We start from the raw sequence: 17034 nt of genomic DNA on the forward strand, positions 1-17034 counted from the left end.
GACGGCCCGAGTCCCGGCCCGGGACCGTCGCGGCAACGGCGGTCCCGGGCCGGGACCGTGTCCGCCCCCCGTCCTCCGTCCCACCACCGTTTGCGGCGGGTCGCGGTGTCAGGTCGCCCGGAGACCGCGACACGCCGCAAACCGCGCGGGGCGGGGCGGGCGGGGGGTCAGCAGTGGCCGTCGAGCCAGCGGTGGACGAGGAAGAGGGCGATCGACGACGGGGGCGGCAGGACCATCCGGTCACCGCCACCGACGTCCACCGCCCGCCCGGCCAGCGCCGCCCCGATCTCCCGGCGGGTGAACCACCGGGCGTACGCGATCTCGGCCGGATCGACCCGGACCGGCGCGGCCGGGTCCGCCTCGGCCAGGAAACCCAGCATCAGCGAGCCGGGGAACGGCCACGCCTGGCTGCCCGCGTACCCGATCCGCTCGACCGCGACCCCGACCTCCTCGCGGACCTCGCGCAGCACGGCGGCCTCCGCCGACTCCCCCGGCTCGACGTAACCGGCCAGGCAGGAGTAGCGCCGCTCACCCGGCGTACGGGGCCAGGTGACGTTGTTGCCGAGCAGGCACCGCCCGTCCGGACCGTCCACCCCGTCGTGCACCAGGACGATCATCGCCGGATCGGTCCGCGGCCAGGCCCGGTGGCCGTGCGCGTCCACCCGGGACCAGCCGCCCTCGTCCACCTCGGTGCGGTGCCCGGTACGGGGCGACCAGCCGTGCCCGAGGTGCCAGTTGACCAGGGCCAGGGCGGTGGTGAAGACCCCCGCGTCCCGGTCGCTGAGCAGGTGGCCGACCTCCCGCAGGCTGACCGCGCGGGTCGCCGGCAGCTCCGGCAGCGGCGCGTCCACCGCGAAGACCGGTACGCCGTCCGGCTCCACCCCGAGGAAGAGCGGCACCGCCTTTCCGGTCGGCCCCAGCTCGGCCGGCTCCCGCAGCACCAGCGCGGGCGGGTTGGCGTCGGTACGCACCAGCGCCCGGCCCTCCTGGGTCGAGTCGAGCACCAGCACCCGGGACCGCTGCCACGCCTGCGCCAGCCACTCCCGGTCGGTACGCCGGTGCGCCGCCCGGTCGAGGGTGGAGCGGGCCAGTGGTGGGGCCGGCTCGCCGCTCACGCCGACTCCCGCCGTACCGGGGTCAACACCGCCAATTGCTTCTCGATCCGGTCGGCGTCGCCCAGCACCACGGTGACCGCGTGCGCCGGCGCCAGGTAGCGGGCGGCCGCCTCGGCGACGTCGTCCACGGTCGCCTTCGCCAGCCGGGCGGCGTGCTCGGCGAGGAAGTCCAGGCGCAGCCCGTTGCCCGCGTACGCGCTGGTCAGCGAGGCGAGCCCGGCCTGGGTGGACATGCCGAGCTGGAGCGTGCCGAGGGCGTACTGCCGGGCCTGCTCCAGCTCGTCCGGCTTCGCCGGGAGAGTGGCCAGCCGGCCCAGCTCGTACATCGTCTCCAGCAGCGCCGGGCCGGTCACCTCGGTGGCCACCTCCGCGGCGGCCACCAGCACCGACCCGGCGACCGAGTGCTCGACGGTGGAGTGCGGCCCGTACGTGTAGCCCTTGTCCTCCCGGATGTTCTCCGTCCAGCGGGACGAGAAGTAGCCGCCGAAGAGCAGGTTGGCCAGTTGCAGCGCGGCGTGGTCGGGGTGGGTGCGGGGCACCGCCGGCAGCGCCACGCGCAGCGAGGACTGCACCGAGCCGGGCCGGTCGACCAGCAGCAGCGGGCCCGGCTCCAGCGGCGGCGTCGGTGGCAGCTCGGCGGCCCGGGCGTCGCCGTTCCAGCCGGCCAGGGCCTGCTCGGCGGCGTCCAGCGCGCGCTCCGGCTGCACGTCGCCGACCAGCACCAGCACCGCCTCGGCCGGGTGCACCTGGTCGGCGTGCAGCTTGCGCAGGGCGGCCGGGCGCACCGCCCGCACCTGGTCGGGCTCGGGCGTCTGCACCGCGTACGGGTGCCGGCCGTAGATCCGCTTGAGCAGGGCGGTACGGGCCAGGTGCGCGGGCTGGCTCTGGGCCACCTGGATCCGGTCGACCAGCCGGTCCCGTTCGGTGTCGACCCAGTCGGCCGGGTAGGTGGCCCCGGTCAGCACGTCGGCGAGGATCTCCAGCATCCGGTCCAGGCCGGTGACCAGGCCCGCCCCGGAGAGCATCAGCCGGTCCGGGTCGATGCCGGCCGACAGCCCGCCGCCGACCTTCTGCAGCTCGGCGGCGATCTGGGTGGCGGTGTGGGTCTGCGTGCCGGAGAGGACGGTCTGCGAGAGCATCGCGCCGCGGGCCAGGTGGGTGCGGCCGAACGGCATCCAGAGCCGCAGCTCGACCAGGGGGACGGCGGGACGGCGTACCGCGATCACGGTGAGCCCGTTGGCCAGCCGCCGTTCGGCCTGCTTCGGCAGCTTGAGCTTGCGGGTCGGGCCGAGCGCCGGCAGCGCGCGGGCCTCGGCGGGAAGCGTGGTGGTCATCGGGCACCTCCGGGGATGACCTCGACTGCGGCGCGGCGCTCCGGCCGCAGGGTGGCGGCGGCGGCCCGCACCTGGTCCTCGGTGACCTCGCCGACCAGCCGGGGCAGCTCGTTGAGCAGGCCCGGCTCGCCGCGCTGCTGCTCCAGCACCGCCATCCGCAGCGCCCGGCCGAGCACCGCGTCGGTGTCCCGCAGCAGGTGGGTGGCCATCCTGGCCTGGGTCCGCGCCAGCTCGCCGTCGGTCAGCCCGTCGGTGGCGAGCCGGTCCAGCTCCTCGTCGAAGGTCCGCAGCACCTTGTCCACGTCACCACCGGGTGGCAGGTGCGCCTGGAGCAGCAGCGCGGTCGGGTCCCGCACGTCGAAGGGGTCGCCCATGAAGCCCAGGTACCCGCCGACGCCGGTCACCGTCCGGTCCCGCTGGACCAGCCGCTCCACCAGCCGGGACGCGTCGCCGTCGGTGAGCACCTCGGCCAGCACCACGTACGGCAGGTAGCCGGCGAAGTCGGCGATCGGGTCGGGCACCCGCCAGGCCCCGGCCACCGCCGGCAGCGGGGCGAGCTGGTCGGTGTACGCGTGCCGCCGCTCGACGGTCAGGTCCGGCTCGGTGAAGTCGGGGCGCTGCGGGGCGGGCCGGGCCGGCACGTCGCCGAAGTGCCGCTCGATCAGCGTGGTCGCCTCGGCCACGTCGATGTCCCCGCTGACCGCCAGCACCGCGTTGCCGCTGGCGTAGTAGCGGCGGAAGAAGTCGGCGGCGTCGGCGACGGTGGCCGACTCCAGGTCGTCGAAGGAGCCGTACCCGTCGTGCGCGTTGGGGAAGGTGTCGAACATGACCGGTGGCAGGGTCAGCCAGGGGAACCCGCCGTACGGCCGGTTGAGCACGTTGACCCGGATCTCCTCCTTGACCACGTCGACCTGGTTGCGCAGGTTCTCCTCGGTCAGCCGGGGGCCGCGCATCCGGTCCGCCTCCAGGAACAGCGCCCGTTCCAGGGCGTTGCTCGGCAGCGTCTCGTAGTAGTCGGTGTAGTCCAGGTGGGTGGAGCCGTTGAAGGTGCCGCCGGCACCCTGCACGTGCCGGAAGTGGGCCAGCTTCTCCATGTTCTCCGAGCCCTGGAACATCAGGTGCTCGAAGAGGTGGGCGAAGCCGGTGCGGCCCTCCGGTTCGGACCGGATGCCGACGTCGTAGACGACCGCGACCCCGATCACCGGGGCGCTGCGGTCGGGGGTGAGGACGACCCGCAGGCCGTTGTCGAGGCGGAACCGCTCGACCGGGTACTTCGTCGCTGGAATCTTCACTCTCCGCGTCGGCACGTGATCGACCCTAGCGTGTCCGCACCCTTGGCACCGGGCACCTGACGCAGCGGTGACCCGCGGCCCCGCCGACCCTCGACGCGCCGCCGTCGCCGGGCGTGCCGACCCCGGCCCGGACGACCCGCAGGTGGGCCGAACGGTGGCCGCTCACCCCATCGAACAGGTAGGAATTGCCGACATTCCCGGGGCAGCCCGTCCCGGATCGTGGATGGGTGTTGACGCGGGCCAGCCACTGCCCCACTGTTCCTACCTATCAAGTAGGAATACTGCGGATTGGATGGACGATGAGACGGCTCCCCTTCCGTCGGTTGGTCTCCCTCGCCACTCTCGCCGTGCTCGGCGTGGCGACGGCGGGGACGACCGCGGCGTGCGGCGACGACGAGAGCGCCGGCGGCGCCTCCGGGCCGGTGACCCTGCGCCTGGGCTACTTCCCCAACATCACCCACGCCCCCGCCGTGGTCGGCGTGGAGAAGGGCATCTTCGCCGAGAAGCTGGGCAGCGACGTCGAACTGGAGACCAAGACCTTCAACGCCGGGCCGGCCGCCATCGAGGCGATCTTCTCCGGGGCGCTCGACGCCACGTACATCGGGCCGAACCCGACGGTGAACGCCTTCTCCAAGTCCGAGGGCCAGGCGGTCCGGGTGATCTCCGGCGCCGCCTCCGGCGGGGTGGCGCTCGTGGTCAAGCCGGAGATCACCACCGTGGAACAGCTGCGCGGCAGGAAGATCGCCACCCCGCAGCTCGGCAACACCCAGGACGTGGCCGTCCGCTACTGGCTCGAGCAGAAGGGCCTCAGGACCACCAAGGAGGGTGGTGGCGACGTCACGATCGTCCCGCAGGAGAACGCCCAGACGGTGGAGACGTTCACCAGCGGCGCCATCGACGGCGCGTGGGTGCCCGAGCCGTTCGTCTCCCGGCTGGTCAACGCCGGCGGCAAGGTGCTCGTCGACGAGCGCGACCTCTGGCCGGACAGGAAGTTCGTGATCACCAACCTGATCGTCTCCACGACGTTCCTCAAGGCCCACCCCGACGTGGTGAAGAAGCTGGTCGAGGGGCAGGTCGCCGCGAACGAGTTCGTCAACAGCCGGCCGGACGAGTCGCACCGGGCGATCTCGGCCCACATCGGCGAGATCACCGGCAAGCCGCTCGACCTCGAGCTCATCGAGCAGGCCTGGCCGACGCTGGAGTTCACCAACGACCCGATCGCGTCCTCGCTGAAGGCCGGCCTGGACCACGCCGTCGCGGTGGAGCTGACCCAGCCGGTCAGCCTCGACGGCCTCTACGACCTGACGTACCTCAACGAGGTGCTCAAGGCGCAGGGCAGGACCGAGGTCGTCCAGCCGTGACGGCGACCACGACGACGCCGGGCAGCGCGACCACCGCGGTCGCGCTCTCCGGCGTGACCAAGGTGTACGGCAGGGGGGCGAACGCCGTCCTCGCCCTGGACGGAGTCAGCCTCGACGTCCGCCCCGGCGAGTTCGTCTGCCTGGTCGGCGCCTCCGGCTGCGGCAAGAGCACCCTGCTCAACCTGGTGGCCGGGCTGGACCGGGCCGACGGCGGCACCATCGAGGTCGCCGCCGACACCGACCCCGGGCTGATGTTCCAGGAGCCGGCGCTGTTCCCCTGGCTGACCGTCGAGGCCAACGTCGAGGTGCCGCTGAAGCTGCGCGGGCTGCCCCGGGCCGCCCGCCGGGAGCGGGTGGCGGAACTGCTGCGCACCGTCCACCTGGCCGACTTCGGGCGTCGCCGCCCGCACGAGCTCTCCGGCGGCATGCGCCAGCGGGTCGCGCTGGCCCGCACCCTCGCCCTGGACACCCCGGTGCTGCTGATGGACGAGCCGTTCGGCGCGCTGGACGCGATGACCCGGGACATCCTCCACGACGAGCTGGAACGGATCTGGGCCGAACGGCAGCTCACCGTGCTCTTCGTCACCCACAACGTCCGGGAGGCCGCCCGGCTCGCCGACCGGATCATCCTGCTCAGCAGCCGGCCCGGCCGGATCATCTGGTCCACTCCGGTGCACGTGCCCCGGCCCCGGCGCATCGACTCCCCCGAGGTCGCCGCCGTCGCGTCCGAGGTCACCGACCGGCTGCGTACGGAGGTGGGCCGCCATGGCCGCTGACACCCGCACCCGCGCCGACGCCGAGATCTCCGGGCTGGACGCGTTGGAGATCGCCGGCCGCGAGCGGGAGACCTCCCGGGGCGCCCGGCTGTGGGCCGCCACCTGGCCGAAACTCGCCGCGCTGGCGCTGGCCGTGGCGATCTGGCAGCTGGTGGTCTGGAGTGGATGGAAGCCACCCTGGTCGCTGCCGGGTCCGCTGACGGTCGGCGCGGAACTCCTCCGGCAGGCCGGCACCGCCCAACTGTGGGAGGGCATCGCGATCACCCTGCGCCGGGCCGCCGTCGGGTACGTCTTCTCGGTCGCCGTGGGCCTGCTGGTCGGCCTGGCGGTCGCCCGCTCCACGGTGCTGCGCGCGGCGATCGGCTCGATGATCACGGCGTTGCAGACCATGCCGTCCATCGCCTGGTTCCCACTGGCGATCCTGCTCTTCGAACTCAGCGAGAAGGCGATCTTCTTCGTGGTCGTGCTCGGCGCCGCGCCGTCCATCGCCAACGGCGTGATCGCCGGCGTCGACTACGTGCCGCCGCTGCTGCTGCGCGCCGGGCGCAACCTCGGCGCCCGGGGGCTGCACCTCTACCGGTACGTCATCGCGCCCGCCGCGCTGCCGGCGATCGTCGCCGGACTCAAGCAGGGCTGGGCCTTCTCCTGGCGCAGCCTGATGGCCGGTGAACTGCTGGTGGTCGGCATCTCGCAGACCTCGCTGGGGGCGCAGCTCACCTACGCCCGGGAACTGGCGGACTCGCCCTGGCTGCTCTCCACCATGATCGTGATCCTGGTCATCGGTCTGGTGGTCGACGCCGCCTTCGGCGCGGCCGACACGGCGATCCGGTGCCGCTGGGGCGTCCTGGACCCGGCCGGTCGGTGACGTGTACGTCTCCGCCCGCGCCGACTACGCGCTCCGCGCGATGCTCGCCGTCGCCGCCGCAGGGGGCGACGGCGGGTCCCCGGCCCACGCCGGGTCCGGTGGGGAACTGATCAAGGCGGCGAGCCTGGCCGAGGCGCAGGGCATCCCGTTGAGCTTCCTCCAGGGCATCCTGCTCGACCTGCGCCGGGCCGGACTGCTGCACAGCCACCGGGGCACCGAGGGCGGGTACACGCTCACCCGCCCGGCAGCGGAGATCAGCGTCGGGGACGTGCTGCGCGCGGTCGGCGGCTCGCTGACCACCGTCCGGGGCCTGCCCGCCGGGGACGCCGGGTACCACGGGGTCGCGACCGGGCTACGGGACGTCTGGCTGGCGGTGGACGGTGCGATCGCGGTGGTCGTGGACCGGACCACCCTGGCCGACCTGCTGGTCCGCCCCGGACACCGCGCCGCCGGCTGACCGGCGCGCAGAGGCCGGCAGCCACCCGTCAACCGAGCGACCGGCGATCGGACCCGGTCAAGCAGCCATCAGCGCGGGCCGGCACTCGAATCCGGTCAGCCGGCCGTCAGCTCGGCGGTCGGCGCGGTCGCGCCGCCCGGGCTGTGCAGCTCGACCAGACCGGCCGGGGCTGCCCGGCCCGGTCTCGGATGCCAGGGTCCGAACGCCGCGACCATGGCGAGCAACAGTCCCGCGCCCGCCACCGCGAGCACCACCATCAGCTCACGCACCGCCCCCGAGTCGGCGTCGACCGCCATGTCACCCTTCCCGAGCCGGCCCCCCGGCCGGCTCATCCCCCCGGGGACAAGCTTCGGCCAGCCGTGGGGGCCGGAACAGTCGCCGATCGGACGCACTTACGCCTGTTTGCCGACTCGGTCGGCGACATGATCACCCTGCGCAGCGACCTGCTCGCCCGCCGTCCCGCACCGGCGTCGACCGGCGCCTCGTCGGGGTCGGGCCCGGGGGGGTCAGGCGCTGCGGGGGCGGCGCGGCCGGCGCGAGCGGCCGGAGGTCCGGTGGGCGCGGCCGGCCTCGCCGCCGGTGGCGCGCGGGCGGGCGACCGGGGCCGGCTGCGGCGCGGCGATGGTCACCGGCACCCCGGACGGCTCCCGCGCACCGGTCACCCGGGTCAGGGCCTCGTCGCCGGGGCGTACCTGGGCGGTGTGCGGCTTGATGCCGGCCACGCTCATCAGCCGGGACACGTCCCGGCGCTGCTCGGGCAGGACCAGCGTGACCACCGCGCCCGACTCCCCCGCCCGGGCGGTACGGCCGCCCCGGTGCAGGTAGTCCTTCGCCTCGGTCGGCGGGTCGACGTTGACCACGAGGTCGAGTCCGTCCACGTGGATGCCCCGGGCCGCCACGTCGGTGGCGACCAGGGCGGTCACCTGACCGGTACGGAACTGCTCCAGGATCCGGGTGCGCTGCGGCTGCGACTTGCCCCCGTGCAGGGCCGCGGCGCGTACCCCCTTGGCGAGCAACTGGCGGGCCACCCGGTCGGCGCGGTGCTTGGTCGCCATGAACAGGATGGTGCGGCCCTCGCGGGCGGCGATCCGGGCGAGCGCGTCGGGCTTGTCCGCCGCGTCGAGGTGCAGCACGTGGTGGGTCATCGCGGTCACCGTCGCGGTGCCCGGGTCGACCGAGTGCGTGACCGGGTCGGTCAGGAAGCGGCGGACCAGCTTGTCCACGCCACCGTCGAGGGTGGCCGAGAAGAGCATCCGCTGGCCGTTCGGGGCGACCTGCTCCAGCAGCTTGGTGACCTGCGGCAGGAAGCCCATGTCGGCCATCTGGTCGGCCTCGTCGAGCACGGTGACGGCGACCTGGTCGAGGCGGGCGTCGCCCCGGTTGATCAAGTCGTGCAGCCGGCCCGGGGTGGCCACCAGCACCTCCGCGCCGGCCCGCAGCGCGTCGGCCTGCCGCTGCAGCGACAGACCGCCGACGACGGTGGCGCAACGCAGCCCGAGGACCCGGGCGTACGGGGTGAGCGCGGTGGTGACCTGCTGGGCCAGCTCGCGGGTCGGCACCAGCACCAGCGCCAGCGGGCGGCCGGGGCGGGCCCGGCGGCCGGCGGTGCGGTGCAGCACGGGCAACCCGAAGGCGAGGGTCTTGCCGGAGCCGGTACGGCCCCGACCGAGCAGGTCACGGCCGGCGAGCGAGTCCGGCAGGGAGGCCGCCTGGATCGGGAACGGCTCGGTGATGCCCTGCGCGGCCAGTTCGGCGACGAGCGCGGGCGCGAGGCCGGTGGCGGCGAAGGTGGGAATGGTCATGGTCATGCGCAATGCCTTCCTCGACGCGGCACGTGTCGAGGGAGGGCGCCGGGAATGCGGCGCTGTCGCAGGCGGAAAAGTGCGCCGCGACTCACAAGCACGAACCGAAAGGGTACGGGCGGTCCGCCGCAGCGCGCCCCCCGCCGGAGCGGATGGGCGGCGCGGCGGACCGGCCCGTCACCACGCCCGGGGGGCGCGATGGGTGTTACCGGTCGATCCGAGGATCAGAGCGGGCGGATGTTCTCCGCCTGCGGGCCCTTCTGGCCCTGGGTCACCTCGAACTCGACCCGCTGGTTCTCGTCCAGGCTGCGGTAGCCGGAGGACTGGATCGCCGAGAAGTGGGCGAAGACGTCCGCGCCGCCGCCGTCCGGGGTGATGAAGCCGAAGCCCTTGTCAGCGTTGAACCACTTGACGGTGCCAATAGCCATGTGTTTCGTCTCCTTGACGGAACGTTCGGACCCGCACCTGTTGCGGGCCGAAGAGGAGCACGCCGCGCACGTTTGCGCGAAATGCCTGTCGCTGCTGGTCGCCCCGCCCGGAGAACTCCGGACACAACAAAGAGCGCCTGGGGCCACAATCCGCCAGGCGCACACAGAGTCTCTGGAAACCAAAACTGCAACGGGATCAACGTATCACGGATTCGGGCCGATGCCACCCCCCGCCGGGATTTCCGGTACTCCGGCGACCAGCGCGGTGAGCCCGTCGGCGTCGAGCAGGTCGGCCGGACGCACGGTGACGCCCTCCCGGACGTAGTGGAACGCGGCCCCGACCCGCTCGACCGGCACCCCGGCCAGCTCCGCCCAGGCCAGCCGGTACACGGCCAGCTGCACCGCCGCCACCTCGGCCTCCCGCCCGGCCGGCTGCCGGCCGGTCTTCCAGTCGACCACGTCGTACCGGCCGCCGGGGCGGGCGAAGACGGCGTCCATCCGGCCCCGGACGACCACGCCGGCGATCACCGTGGCGAACGGCACCTCCACCTCGACCGGCACCCGGTCGGCCCACTCGCTGGCCAGGAAGCGCTCCTGCAACTCGGTCAGCGCGTCGTCCCCGGCGGCGTCCGCGTCGGCCGCGCCCGGCAGCTCGTCCACGTCGAGCAGCCGGTCCGCGCCGAAGCGCTGCTCCAGCCAGGTGTGGAAGGCGGTGCCCCGGCGGGCGTACGGGTTGGGCGCGCTGGGCATCGGCCGGCGCAGCGTACGGGCCAGCGCCTCCGGGTCGCGGCGCAGCGCCACGAGCTGGGTCACCGACAGGTGCCCGGGCAGCGCCACCTCGACCGCCTCGGCCTGCCGCAGCAGTTCGGCCCGCTCGGCGAGGAGCAGGTCCGCCTCCTGCCGCCAGCGGGCCACCTCCGGGTCGTCGGCGGCCGGGTCGATGGCAGCGCCGGCGGGGGCCGTACCGCTCCCGGTCACGTCGGAGCCGGACGGGCCGGAACCGGCCGGCCCGTCGGTCACGGCGGTCCCGGTCGGGGCGGACGCGCCGTCGGTGCGGAACTCGCGGCGGGCCGCGTCCGGGTCGGCGAGGAAGCGGCGCACCAGCGCGGCGGCCTCCGCCAGCGCGGGCCGGCGCGCGCCGAGCGGGTCGGCCGGCCACTCGGCCCGCAGCACCGTCTCCGCGGTCGGGTTGGCCGCGTCGCCGGCCGGCTCCGGCGTCCACACGTCGACCAGGTGCCCGTCCGCGCCGTCCAGGCAGGCGTCGTGCACCTCGCGCAGGAAGACCGACGGGCCACGGAACCGCTTGGTCCCCTCCCCCCACCAGTACCCGGAGCAGAGCAGCAGCCGGCGCGGGCGGGTCACCGCCACGTACGTCAGCCGGCGCTCCTCGCGCTCGTCGTGCGCCCGCCAGGCGTCGGTGAAGTCGGCCAGCGCCCGGGCCACCCCGCGCTGGTCCTCGACGTCGGCCAGGCCCAGCTCCGGCAGCCCGTCGGCGTCGCCGCGCAGCGGGAACGGCAGCACCCCGAGCCCGCCCAGCCAGTGGTCGGAGTTGCGCACCGGCCCCGGCCAGACGCCCCGGGTCAGCCCGGCGACCGACACCACGTCCCACTCCAGGCCCTTGGCGGCGTGCGCGGTGAGCACCTGCACCGCGCCCTCCACCACCTCCACCTCGCCGGGGGCCAGGCCACGCTCCTCGTCCTCGGCGGCGGCGAGGTAGGCCAGGAAACCGGCGAGGGTCGCCCCCGGGGTCTCCCCGCTGAACCGGGCCGCGACGTCGCCGAGGGCGTCCAGGTGGCCCCGGGCCAGGCCGGCGTCGCCGGCGCCGTCCCGGCCGGCCCGCACGGCCACCTCCACGTCCAGGCCGATGGTCCGTTCGATGTCCGCGATCAGCTCGGGCAGCGTCTGGTCCAGCCGGTAGCGCAGCAGGGCCAACTCCATCGCGTACGAGCGCAGCCGCGCGTAGCCCTCCGCCGAGTACGCCTGCGCCGGCCCCAGGTCGGCCAGGGCCTCGACCAGGGTCGCCTCGTCCAGCGCGTCCACCACGATCTCCGGCCCGTCGTCGCCGGTCAGCTCCCGCCGCGCCCGCGCGATGGCCCGGGCCCGCCGGTGCAGCGCCACCAGGTCCCGCGGACCGATCCGCCAGCGCGCCCCGGTGAGCAGCCGCAGCAGCGCCGCGCCGTCGGTCGGATCGGCCAGCACCCGCAGGGTGCAGACCACGTCGCGGACCTCGGGGGTGTCGAGCAGGCCACCCAGGCCGACCACCTCGACGGGCAGCCCCCGGGCGCGCAGCGCCGCCTCGATCGCCGGGATCTGGCTGCGCAGCCGGACCAGCACCGCCGTGGTGGGGCGGCGCGGCACCGGGATGTGCTCGGGCAGCGCGTCGGGCATGCCGGCCGCGCCCCGCCAGGCGGCCAGCACGCTGTCGGCGATCCAGTCCGCCTCGTCGGCGTACGTGTGCAGCAGCGCGCAGTGCACGGTGCCGGCGGCGTGCCCGCGCGGGCTGCGGTGCGGGATCGGGTCCTTGACGCTCAACGCCGCGCGCAGCTCCGGCACCCGGGCGCCGGCGGCGCGCAGCGGGACGGAGAGCGCGTTGGCCACGCCGAGGATCTCCGGCCGGTTGCGCCAGCTCGTGGTGAGGCCGAGCACCTCGGCCGGGGTGCCGTCGGCGCGGGCGAACTCGGTCGGGAAGCGCTCCAGGGTGCCGGCGCTGGCCCCGCGCCAGCCGTAGATGGACTGGCAGGGGTCGCCGACCGCGGTGACCGGGTGCCCGCCGCCGAAGAGCGCGTTGAGGAGCACCACCTGGGCGTGGCTGGTGTCCTGGTACTCGTCGAGCAGCACCACCCGGAACCGCTCCCGCTCGATGACGCCGACGCCGGGATGCTCCCGGGCCACCCGGGCGGCCCGGGCGAGCTGGTCGGCGAAGTCCATCGCCTCGAAGTCGTCCTTGCGCCGGGCGTACGCGCGCACCAGCGGCAGCAGCTTGAGCCGGGTCCGCTGGAGCTGCAACGCCTTGCGCACGTCGGCGTAGACCCGGCCGGGACGGGACTGCACGTCGGCGAAGAAGCGACCCGTCCAGGCGGCCAGGTCGTCCGGGTCGACCAGGTGCTCGTCCAGCTCGCCGGCGAGCGCCAGCACCGCGTCGGTGATGGTGCTGGGCATCCGGTCGACCTCGGTCATGTCGCCGTCGTAGTTGCGCACCAGCAGGTCCACCAGCTGCCAGCGGGACGCCTCGGTGAGCAGCCGGGTGGTCGGCTCGTAGCCGGCGCGCAGCCCGTGCTCGGTGACGATCCGGCCGGCGTACGAGTGGTAGGTGGAGACGGTGGGCTCGCCGGCGAGCGGGTCGTCCAGCGGATCGCGCCCGCGCCGGCCCAGCCGCCGCACCAGCTGGTCGAGCCGGGTACGCACCCGGTGCGCCAGCTCGCCGGCCGCCTTGCGGGTGAAGGTGAGCCCGAGGATCTGCTCCGGCCGGACGTACGAGTTGGCGACCAGCCAGACCACCCGGGCCGCCATCGTCTCGGTCTTGCCCGAGCCCGCGCCGGCCACCACCAGCAGCGGCTCCACCGGGGCGGCGATGATCGCCGCCTGTTCCCGGGTCGGCGCCGGCAGCCGCAGCAGCCGGGCCAGCTCGACCGGGGTGTAGCGGGGCCCGGAGTCGGGGGTGCGGGGCGCCGGGGCGGCGGTGCCGAAGAGGGCCGGCTGGGTCACGGTGCCGTCCTCGTCGACGGCCGCGCGACCACGGCCGCCATCCCGGCGTCCCCGCCGACCCGACCCCCGACGACGGGGACGCGCCGCCGGCCGTCGGCCCGGACCGCCCGTACGGGCGGCTGCCGGTTCGCGCCCAGGGTGCGGCGACCGTCGGCGACGGGCGGCGCGGTGCTCACGCTCACGGCAGCTCCGGGGGACGGACGGTCGGCGGCTCGACGACCTGCCGGCCCTGGCCGGAGACCGGGCAGCTGGTCCGCACCGGGCAGACCCGGCACTTCGAGTTGGCGACCGCGGCGAAGGTGGCGGCGGCCATCGTATCGGCGGTGCGCCGGACCAGGGCGGTGGCCCAGCCGGCCTCGGGGCCCTGCCCGGCGGCGGCCTGGGTCTGCTCCTTCGCCTCCTTCGCCCCGGTGCCGAGCTGCACCAGCGCCGCGCCGCCCGCCTCGTCGCCGAACTCGGCGAACGCGCCCGCCTCGACCGCCGCCTGGTACGCCCCGAGCTGCGGGTGCTCGGCCACCTCCCGTTCGGTCACGGCGGTGGACTTGCCGGTCTTCAGGTCGATCACCACGAGCCGGCCCTCGGCGTCCACCTCCAGCCGGTCCACCCGGCCGGTCAGCTCGACCGGGCGGCTCGGGTCGTCGAGCCGCACCGCGAACTCGTGCTCGATGGCGAGCAGCCGGCGCGGGTTGCCCGCCAGCCAGCGCAGCAGCTTGTCCACCATGGCCTCGGCGCGTTCCCGCTCCGGGCCGACCATCCAGCGGGCGGCCATCTCGATCGCGTCGAACCGGGCGGCCACGTACTCCAGCAGGGCGGTGCGGTCGGCGCTGGCGTCCTCGGCGAGCATCGCGGCGGCGTGCACCAGGTTGCCCACGCCCTGCGCGGCGTCGGCCGGGCCGCTGCCGCCGTGCCGCTCCAGCAGCCAGCGCAGGCTGCACCGCAGGGCGCTCTCCATCGCCGACGGGGTGACCCGGACCGGCTCACCCTCGTCGACCAGCGGCCGGTCGTCGGAGAGGCCGCGCAACCCCCACCAGTCGTCGGGGTGCGCCCCGGGGATGCCGGCGGCGGCGAGCCGGGCCAGCTCGGCCGCCGCCGCGCGCCGCCGGGTGACCGGGACCGCCGGGTCGGTGACGGCGGTACGCAGCTCCGCCACCAGCGCCGACAGGGTCAGCGCCCGGGGCGGTCGCCCGACGGGCAGCTCCCGGGGCTGCTCGTCGTCCGCCGGGTCCGCCGGATCTTGGTGGGAAACGGCCCCTCCAGGGGCCGGTTCGTACCAAGATCCTTCGTCGGGTCGTGCCGCCGGGCCGCCGGCGGGGGCGGGAGTGGTCCGCGCGGGGGCTGGTGGGGTCGCTGGGCCGCCGACGGGTGCGGGGCCGGTGGGGGCGGGGTCGGGGCGGGCTGGGGGCGGCGGAGTGCCGGGGTCGGCGGGGGCCGGCGGTTCGCCGACGCCCAGTTCGTGCAGGAAGCGGCTGGGCTGCTCCTCGTGGTCGTCGCCGCCGACCGCCGCCGAGGCGACGGCGGTGACCAGCAGCCGCCGCCGGGCCCGGGTGACCGCGACGTGGAACAGCCGCCGCTCCTCGTCGAGCAGGGCGGAGGTCTGGCCGACCAGGCTGGCCCGCACGCCCGCGCCGTCGGCCCTGCCGGCGAGCACGTCGACCAGCCGCTCGGAGCCGAGCAGGCTGCCCCGCAACCGCAGGTCGGGCCAGACACCCTCCTGCACCCCGGCCACCGCGACGAGGTCCCACTCCAGGCCCTTCGCCGCGTGCGCGGTGAGCAGCCGGACCGCCTCGCCGCGGTCGGCGCTGGCGGCCAGGGTGTCGGCGGGCAGGTCCTGGCCGAGCACGTGGTCGAGGAAGACCTCGGTCCGCGCGCCGGGGAGCCGGTCGGTGAACCGGGCCGCCGCGTCGAAGAGCACCAGCACGGCGTCCAGGTCGCGGTCGGCGGCCTCGGCCCGCCAGCGTTGCGCGGTCTCGTGCTCGCCGGTGGCGGCCCGGCCCCGGTTGATCGCGCCGGCCCAGCGTTCGGCCAGCCCGCTGGCCTGCCACACGGCCCAGAGCACGTCCTCGGCGGTGGCGCCCGGGGTGGCCGCCGCCCGGCGGGCGGTGGCGAGCAGCTCGGCCACCGTACGGGCGGGCTCGACCCAGCGCCGGTCGATGCCGGCCAGCTCGGCCGGGTCGCGCAGCGCCTCGACGATCAGCTCGCCGGAGGGGCGGCGGTCGCCCCCGGCCAGGGCGAGGGCACGCAGCCCCTGGCGCAGCCGCCGCTCGGCCAGCGGGTCGGCCCCGCCCAGCGGGGAGTGCAGCAGGGCGATCGCCGCCTCCTCGTCCAGCCGGTCGGGCTCCAACGCGCAGCGCAGCAGGAGCAGCAGCGGGGCGACCGCCGGTTGCAGGTGCAGCGGCAGGTCCTCGCCGTGCACCACGGTCGGCACCCCGGCGGTGTGCAGGGCGCGGCGCAGCGAGGGCAGGTGCAGGTGGGTGGAGCGGACCAGCACCGCCATCCGCGACCAGGGCACGCCGTCGAGCAGGTGCGCGGAGCGCAGCGCGTGCGCCAGCCAGGCCGCCTCGCTGGTGGCGGAGCGGAAGGTGCGTACCTCGACGGCGCCGGGCGGGGCGTCGGGCAGCGGGCGCAGCCGCCGGTGCGCCGACGGGCCGCGCAGCCGCCGGGCCAGCCGCCCGGCCGCCCCGAGCAGCACCGCACCGGCCCGGTACGACGTGGTCAGCGTGACCTGTGCCGCCGGCGCGCCGGAGGCGGTGCGGAACCGGTGCGGGAAGCCGCTCACCACGGCCGGATCGGCGCCCCGGAAGGCGTACGTCGAGGAGTCGGGGTCGGCGAAGGCGACCAGGGACTTGCCGCTGCCGGCGATGACGGCGAGCAACTCCTGCTGGGCGGGGTCGGTGTCGGCCAGCTCGTCGACGTAGACGTGGGCCAGCCGGCGGCGTTCGGCGTCCAGCAGCTCGGGATCGTCGAGCAGCATGCCGGTGGCGGCGCGGACCAGCTCGGCCGGGTCGTAGGCGACCGAGCCCCGGTTGCTGACGTCGCGCAGCGCGAGGACGGCGACGTACTCCCGGAGGAAGCGCGCGGCGGCCGGCCAGTCGGCGCGGCCCAGCTTCTCCCCCAGCCGGGCCAGCTCGACCGGGCCGACCCCGCGCTCGGCGGCGCGCATCAGCAGATCGCGCAGCTGGCCGGCGAAGGCCCGGGTACGCAACGCGGGGCGCAGGTCCTCCGGCCAGCCGACGGGGTCGTCGCCGGGCTCCTCGCCGACCACGTCGAGCAGTTCCCGGATGATCAGATCCTGCTCGGGGCCGGTGAGCAGCCGGGGCGACGGCTCGCCGCGCTCGGCGGCGGCCCGGCGGAGCAGGCCGAACGCGTACGCCGGGAAGGTGCGCACCAGTGGCTCGCGCAGCACCCGGTGCCCGTCTGCGGCGATCCGCGCCTCGATGCGCTGCCGCAGGTCGGTGGCCTGCCGGCGGGCGAAGGTGAGCACCAGCACCCGCTCCGGGTCGACGCCCTCGGCCACCCGGGCGGCGACCGCCTCGACCAGGGTGCGGGACTTGCCGGTGCCCGGACCGCCGACGACCAGCATCGGCCCGTCGGTGTGCGCGACGACCTCGGCCTGCAGCGGATCGGTCAGCCGTCCCGACAGGTCCGGTGACGGGCCCGTCGGGTGCGCGGCATCGCCCGCCGACCCCCCGGACCGCGGCTCCCCCTCGACGCCCGCGCCGGCCCGACCGGGCCCCTCGGTCGGCCCGCCCGGCCGACGGTCCCCCCGAACCGTCGCGGCGGACCGCCCGTCACCCGGGACCGGTCCGGCAGGCCGGCGCACCAGCCGGTACCCCTGCACCCCCACATCCCACCACGCCGGTACGACACCCCGGCGCACCCCACCCCGCCGTTCGGGCCGG

General features: G+C 75.6%; 13 protein-coding genes. 4 read left to right on the forward strand and 9 right to left on the reverse strand.

Annotated elements, in window-relative coordinates; translation table 11 throughout:
- Positions 1 to 167 precede the first annotated feature (167 nt).
- From nudC to GA0070614_RS11395, 3 genes are read right to left on the reverse strand one after another with little or no spacing between them, the layout of a single operon-like run.
- Positions 168 to 1115, reverse strand: a complete 948-nt coding sequence (gene nudC / locus GA0070614_RS11385; RefSeq protein ID WP_088975925.1) for an NAD(+) diphosphatase — start codon at positions 1113 to 1115, stop codon at positions 168 to 170.
- Positions 1112 to 2449 (reverse strand): M16 family metallopeptidase, encoded by a 1338-nt coding sequence (locus GA0070614_RS11390; protein ID WP_088975926.1) that lies wholly within the window; start codon positions 2447 to 2449, stop codon positions 1112 to 1114. The genes nudC and GA0070614_RS11390 overlap by 4 nt, the downstream gene beginning before the upstream one ends.
- Positions 2446 to 3756 carry a M16 family metallopeptidase gene (locus tag GA0070614_RS11395; RefSeq protein WP_088975927.1) on the reverse strand — a complete coding sequence of 437 codons (1311 nt, stop codon included), beginning with the start codon at positions 3754 to 3756 and terminating at the stop codon, positions 2446 to 2448. Before GA0070614_RS11395 ends, GA0070614_RS11390 begins: the two co-directional genes overlap by 4 nt.
- Before the next feature lie 284 nt (positions 3757 to 4040).
- On the opposite strand from GA0070614_RS11395, the gene GA0070614_RS11400 reads away from it, so the two are divergent.
- From GA0070614_RS11400 to GA0070614_RS11415, 4 genes are read left to right on the forward strand one after another with little or no spacing between them, the layout of a single operon-like run.
- A complete protein-coding gene (locus GA0070614_RS11400; protein ID WP_088975928.1) occupies positions 4041 to 5102 on the forward strand; it encodes an ABC transporter substrate-binding protein in 1062 nt (353 codons plus the stop codon).
- Positions 5099 to 5878 (forward strand): ABC transporter ATP-binding protein, encoded by a 780-nt coding sequence (locus tag GA0070614_RS11405; protein ID WP_088975929.1) that lies wholly within the window; start codon positions 5099 to 5101, stop codon positions 5876 to 5878. Before GA0070614_RS11400 ends, GA0070614_RS11405 begins: the two co-directional genes overlap by 4 nt.
- Positions 5868 to 6743, forward strand: coding sequence for an ABC transporter permease (locus GA0070614_RS11410; RefSeq protein ID WP_088975930.1), 876 nt, complete (start codon positions 5868 to 5870; stop codon positions 6741 to 6743). The genes GA0070614_RS11405 and GA0070614_RS11410 overlap by 11 nt, the downstream gene beginning before the upstream one ends.
- A gap of 1 nt (position 6744) precedes the next feature.
- Positions 6745 to 7200 carry an RrF2 family transcriptional regulator gene (locus GA0070614_RS11415; protein WP_088975931.1) on the forward strand — a complete coding sequence of 152 codons (456 nt, stop codon included), beginning with the start codon at positions 6745 to 6747 and terminating at the stop codon, positions 7198 to 7200.
- A gap of 95 nt (positions 7201 to 7295) precedes the next feature.
- On the opposite strand, the gene GA0070614_RS11420 is transcribed toward GA0070614_RS11415, so the two are convergent.
- The 6 genes from GA0070614_RS11420 to GA0070614_RS11445 form a co-directional block, all read right to left on the reverse strand.
- Positions 7296 to 7496 (reverse strand): hypothetical protein, encoded by a 201-nt coding sequence (locus tag GA0070614_RS11420; RefSeq protein ID WP_088975932.1) that lies wholly within the window; start codon positions 7494 to 7496, stop codon positions 7296 to 7298.
- Between the two features lie 210 nt (positions 7497 to 7706).
- Positions 7707 to 9008 carry a DEAD/DEAH box helicase gene (locus GA0070614_RS11425; protein WP_088975933.1) on the reverse strand — a complete coding sequence of 434 codons (1302 nt, stop codon included), beginning with the start codon at positions 9006 to 9008 and terminating at the stop codon, positions 7707 to 7709.
- A gap of 218 nt (positions 9009 to 9226) precedes the next feature.
- Positions 9227 to 9430 (reverse strand): transcription antiterminator/RNA stability regulator CspE, encoded by a 204-nt coding sequence (gene cspE / locus GA0070614_RS11430; RefSeq protein WP_007464836.1) that lies wholly within the window; start codon positions 9428 to 9430, stop codon positions 9227 to 9229.
- Between the two features lie 204 nt (positions 9431 to 9634).
- The gene (locus GA0070614_RS11435) at positions 9635 to 13135 is read right to left on the reverse strand and encodes an ATP-dependent helicase (protein WP_088975934.1); all 3501 of its coding nucleotides are present in this window, start codon (positions 13133 to 13135) and stop codon (positions 9635 to 9637) included.
- Positions 13132 to 13317 (reverse strand): hypothetical protein, encoded by a 186-nt coding sequence (locus tag GA0070614_RS11440; RefSeq protein ID WP_157744981.1) that lies wholly within the window; start codon positions 13315 to 13317, stop codon positions 13132 to 13134. The genes GA0070614_RS11435 and GA0070614_RS11440 overlap by 4 nt, the downstream gene beginning before the upstream one ends.
- Positions 13314 to 16973 (reverse strand): ATP-dependent helicase, encoded by a 3660-nt coding sequence (locus GA0070614_RS11445; protein WP_088979385.1) that lies wholly within the window; start codon positions 16971 to 16973, stop codon positions 13314 to 13316. The genes GA0070614_RS11440 and GA0070614_RS11445 overlap by 4 nt, the downstream gene beginning before the upstream one ends.
- Positions 16974 to 17034: the final 61 nt, after the last annotated feature.

It is taken from the genome of Micromonospora coxensis (assembly GCF_900090295.1).
In the GTDB taxonomy this organism is placed as follows: Bacteria; Actinomycetota; Actinomycetes; order Mycobacteriales; family Micromonosporaceae; genus Micromonospora; species Micromonospora coxensis.

What these genes read in the sequence shown, in the direction of transcription:
- GA0070614_RS11390 (WP_088975926.1), bottom strand. Translation starts at nt 2,449, where the DNA reads ATGACCACCACGCTTCCCGCCGAGGCCCGCGCGCTGCCGGCGCTCGGC.
- GA0070614_RS11400 (WP_088975928.1), top strand. Translation starts at nt 4,041, where the DNA reads ATGAGACGGCTCCCCTTCCGTCGGTTGGTCTCCCTCGCCACTCTCGCC.
- GA0070614_RS11410 (WP_088975930.1), top strand. Translation starts at nt 5,868, where the DNA reads ATGGCCGCTGACACCCGCACCCGCGCCGACGCCGAGATCTCCGGGCTG.
- GA0070614_RS11420 (WP_088975932.1), bottom strand. Translation starts at nt 7,496, where the DNA reads ATGGCGGTCGACGCCGACTCGGGGGCGGTGCGTGAGCTGATGGTGGTG.
- GA0070614_RS11425 (WP_088975933.1), bottom strand. Translation starts at nt 9,008, where the DNA reads ATGACCATGACCATTCCCACCTTCGCCGCCACCGGCCTCGCGCCCGCG.
- cspE (WP_007464836.1), bottom strand. Translation starts at nt 9,430, where the DNA reads ATGGCTATTGGCACCGTCAAGTGGTTCAACGCTGACAAGGGCTTCGGC.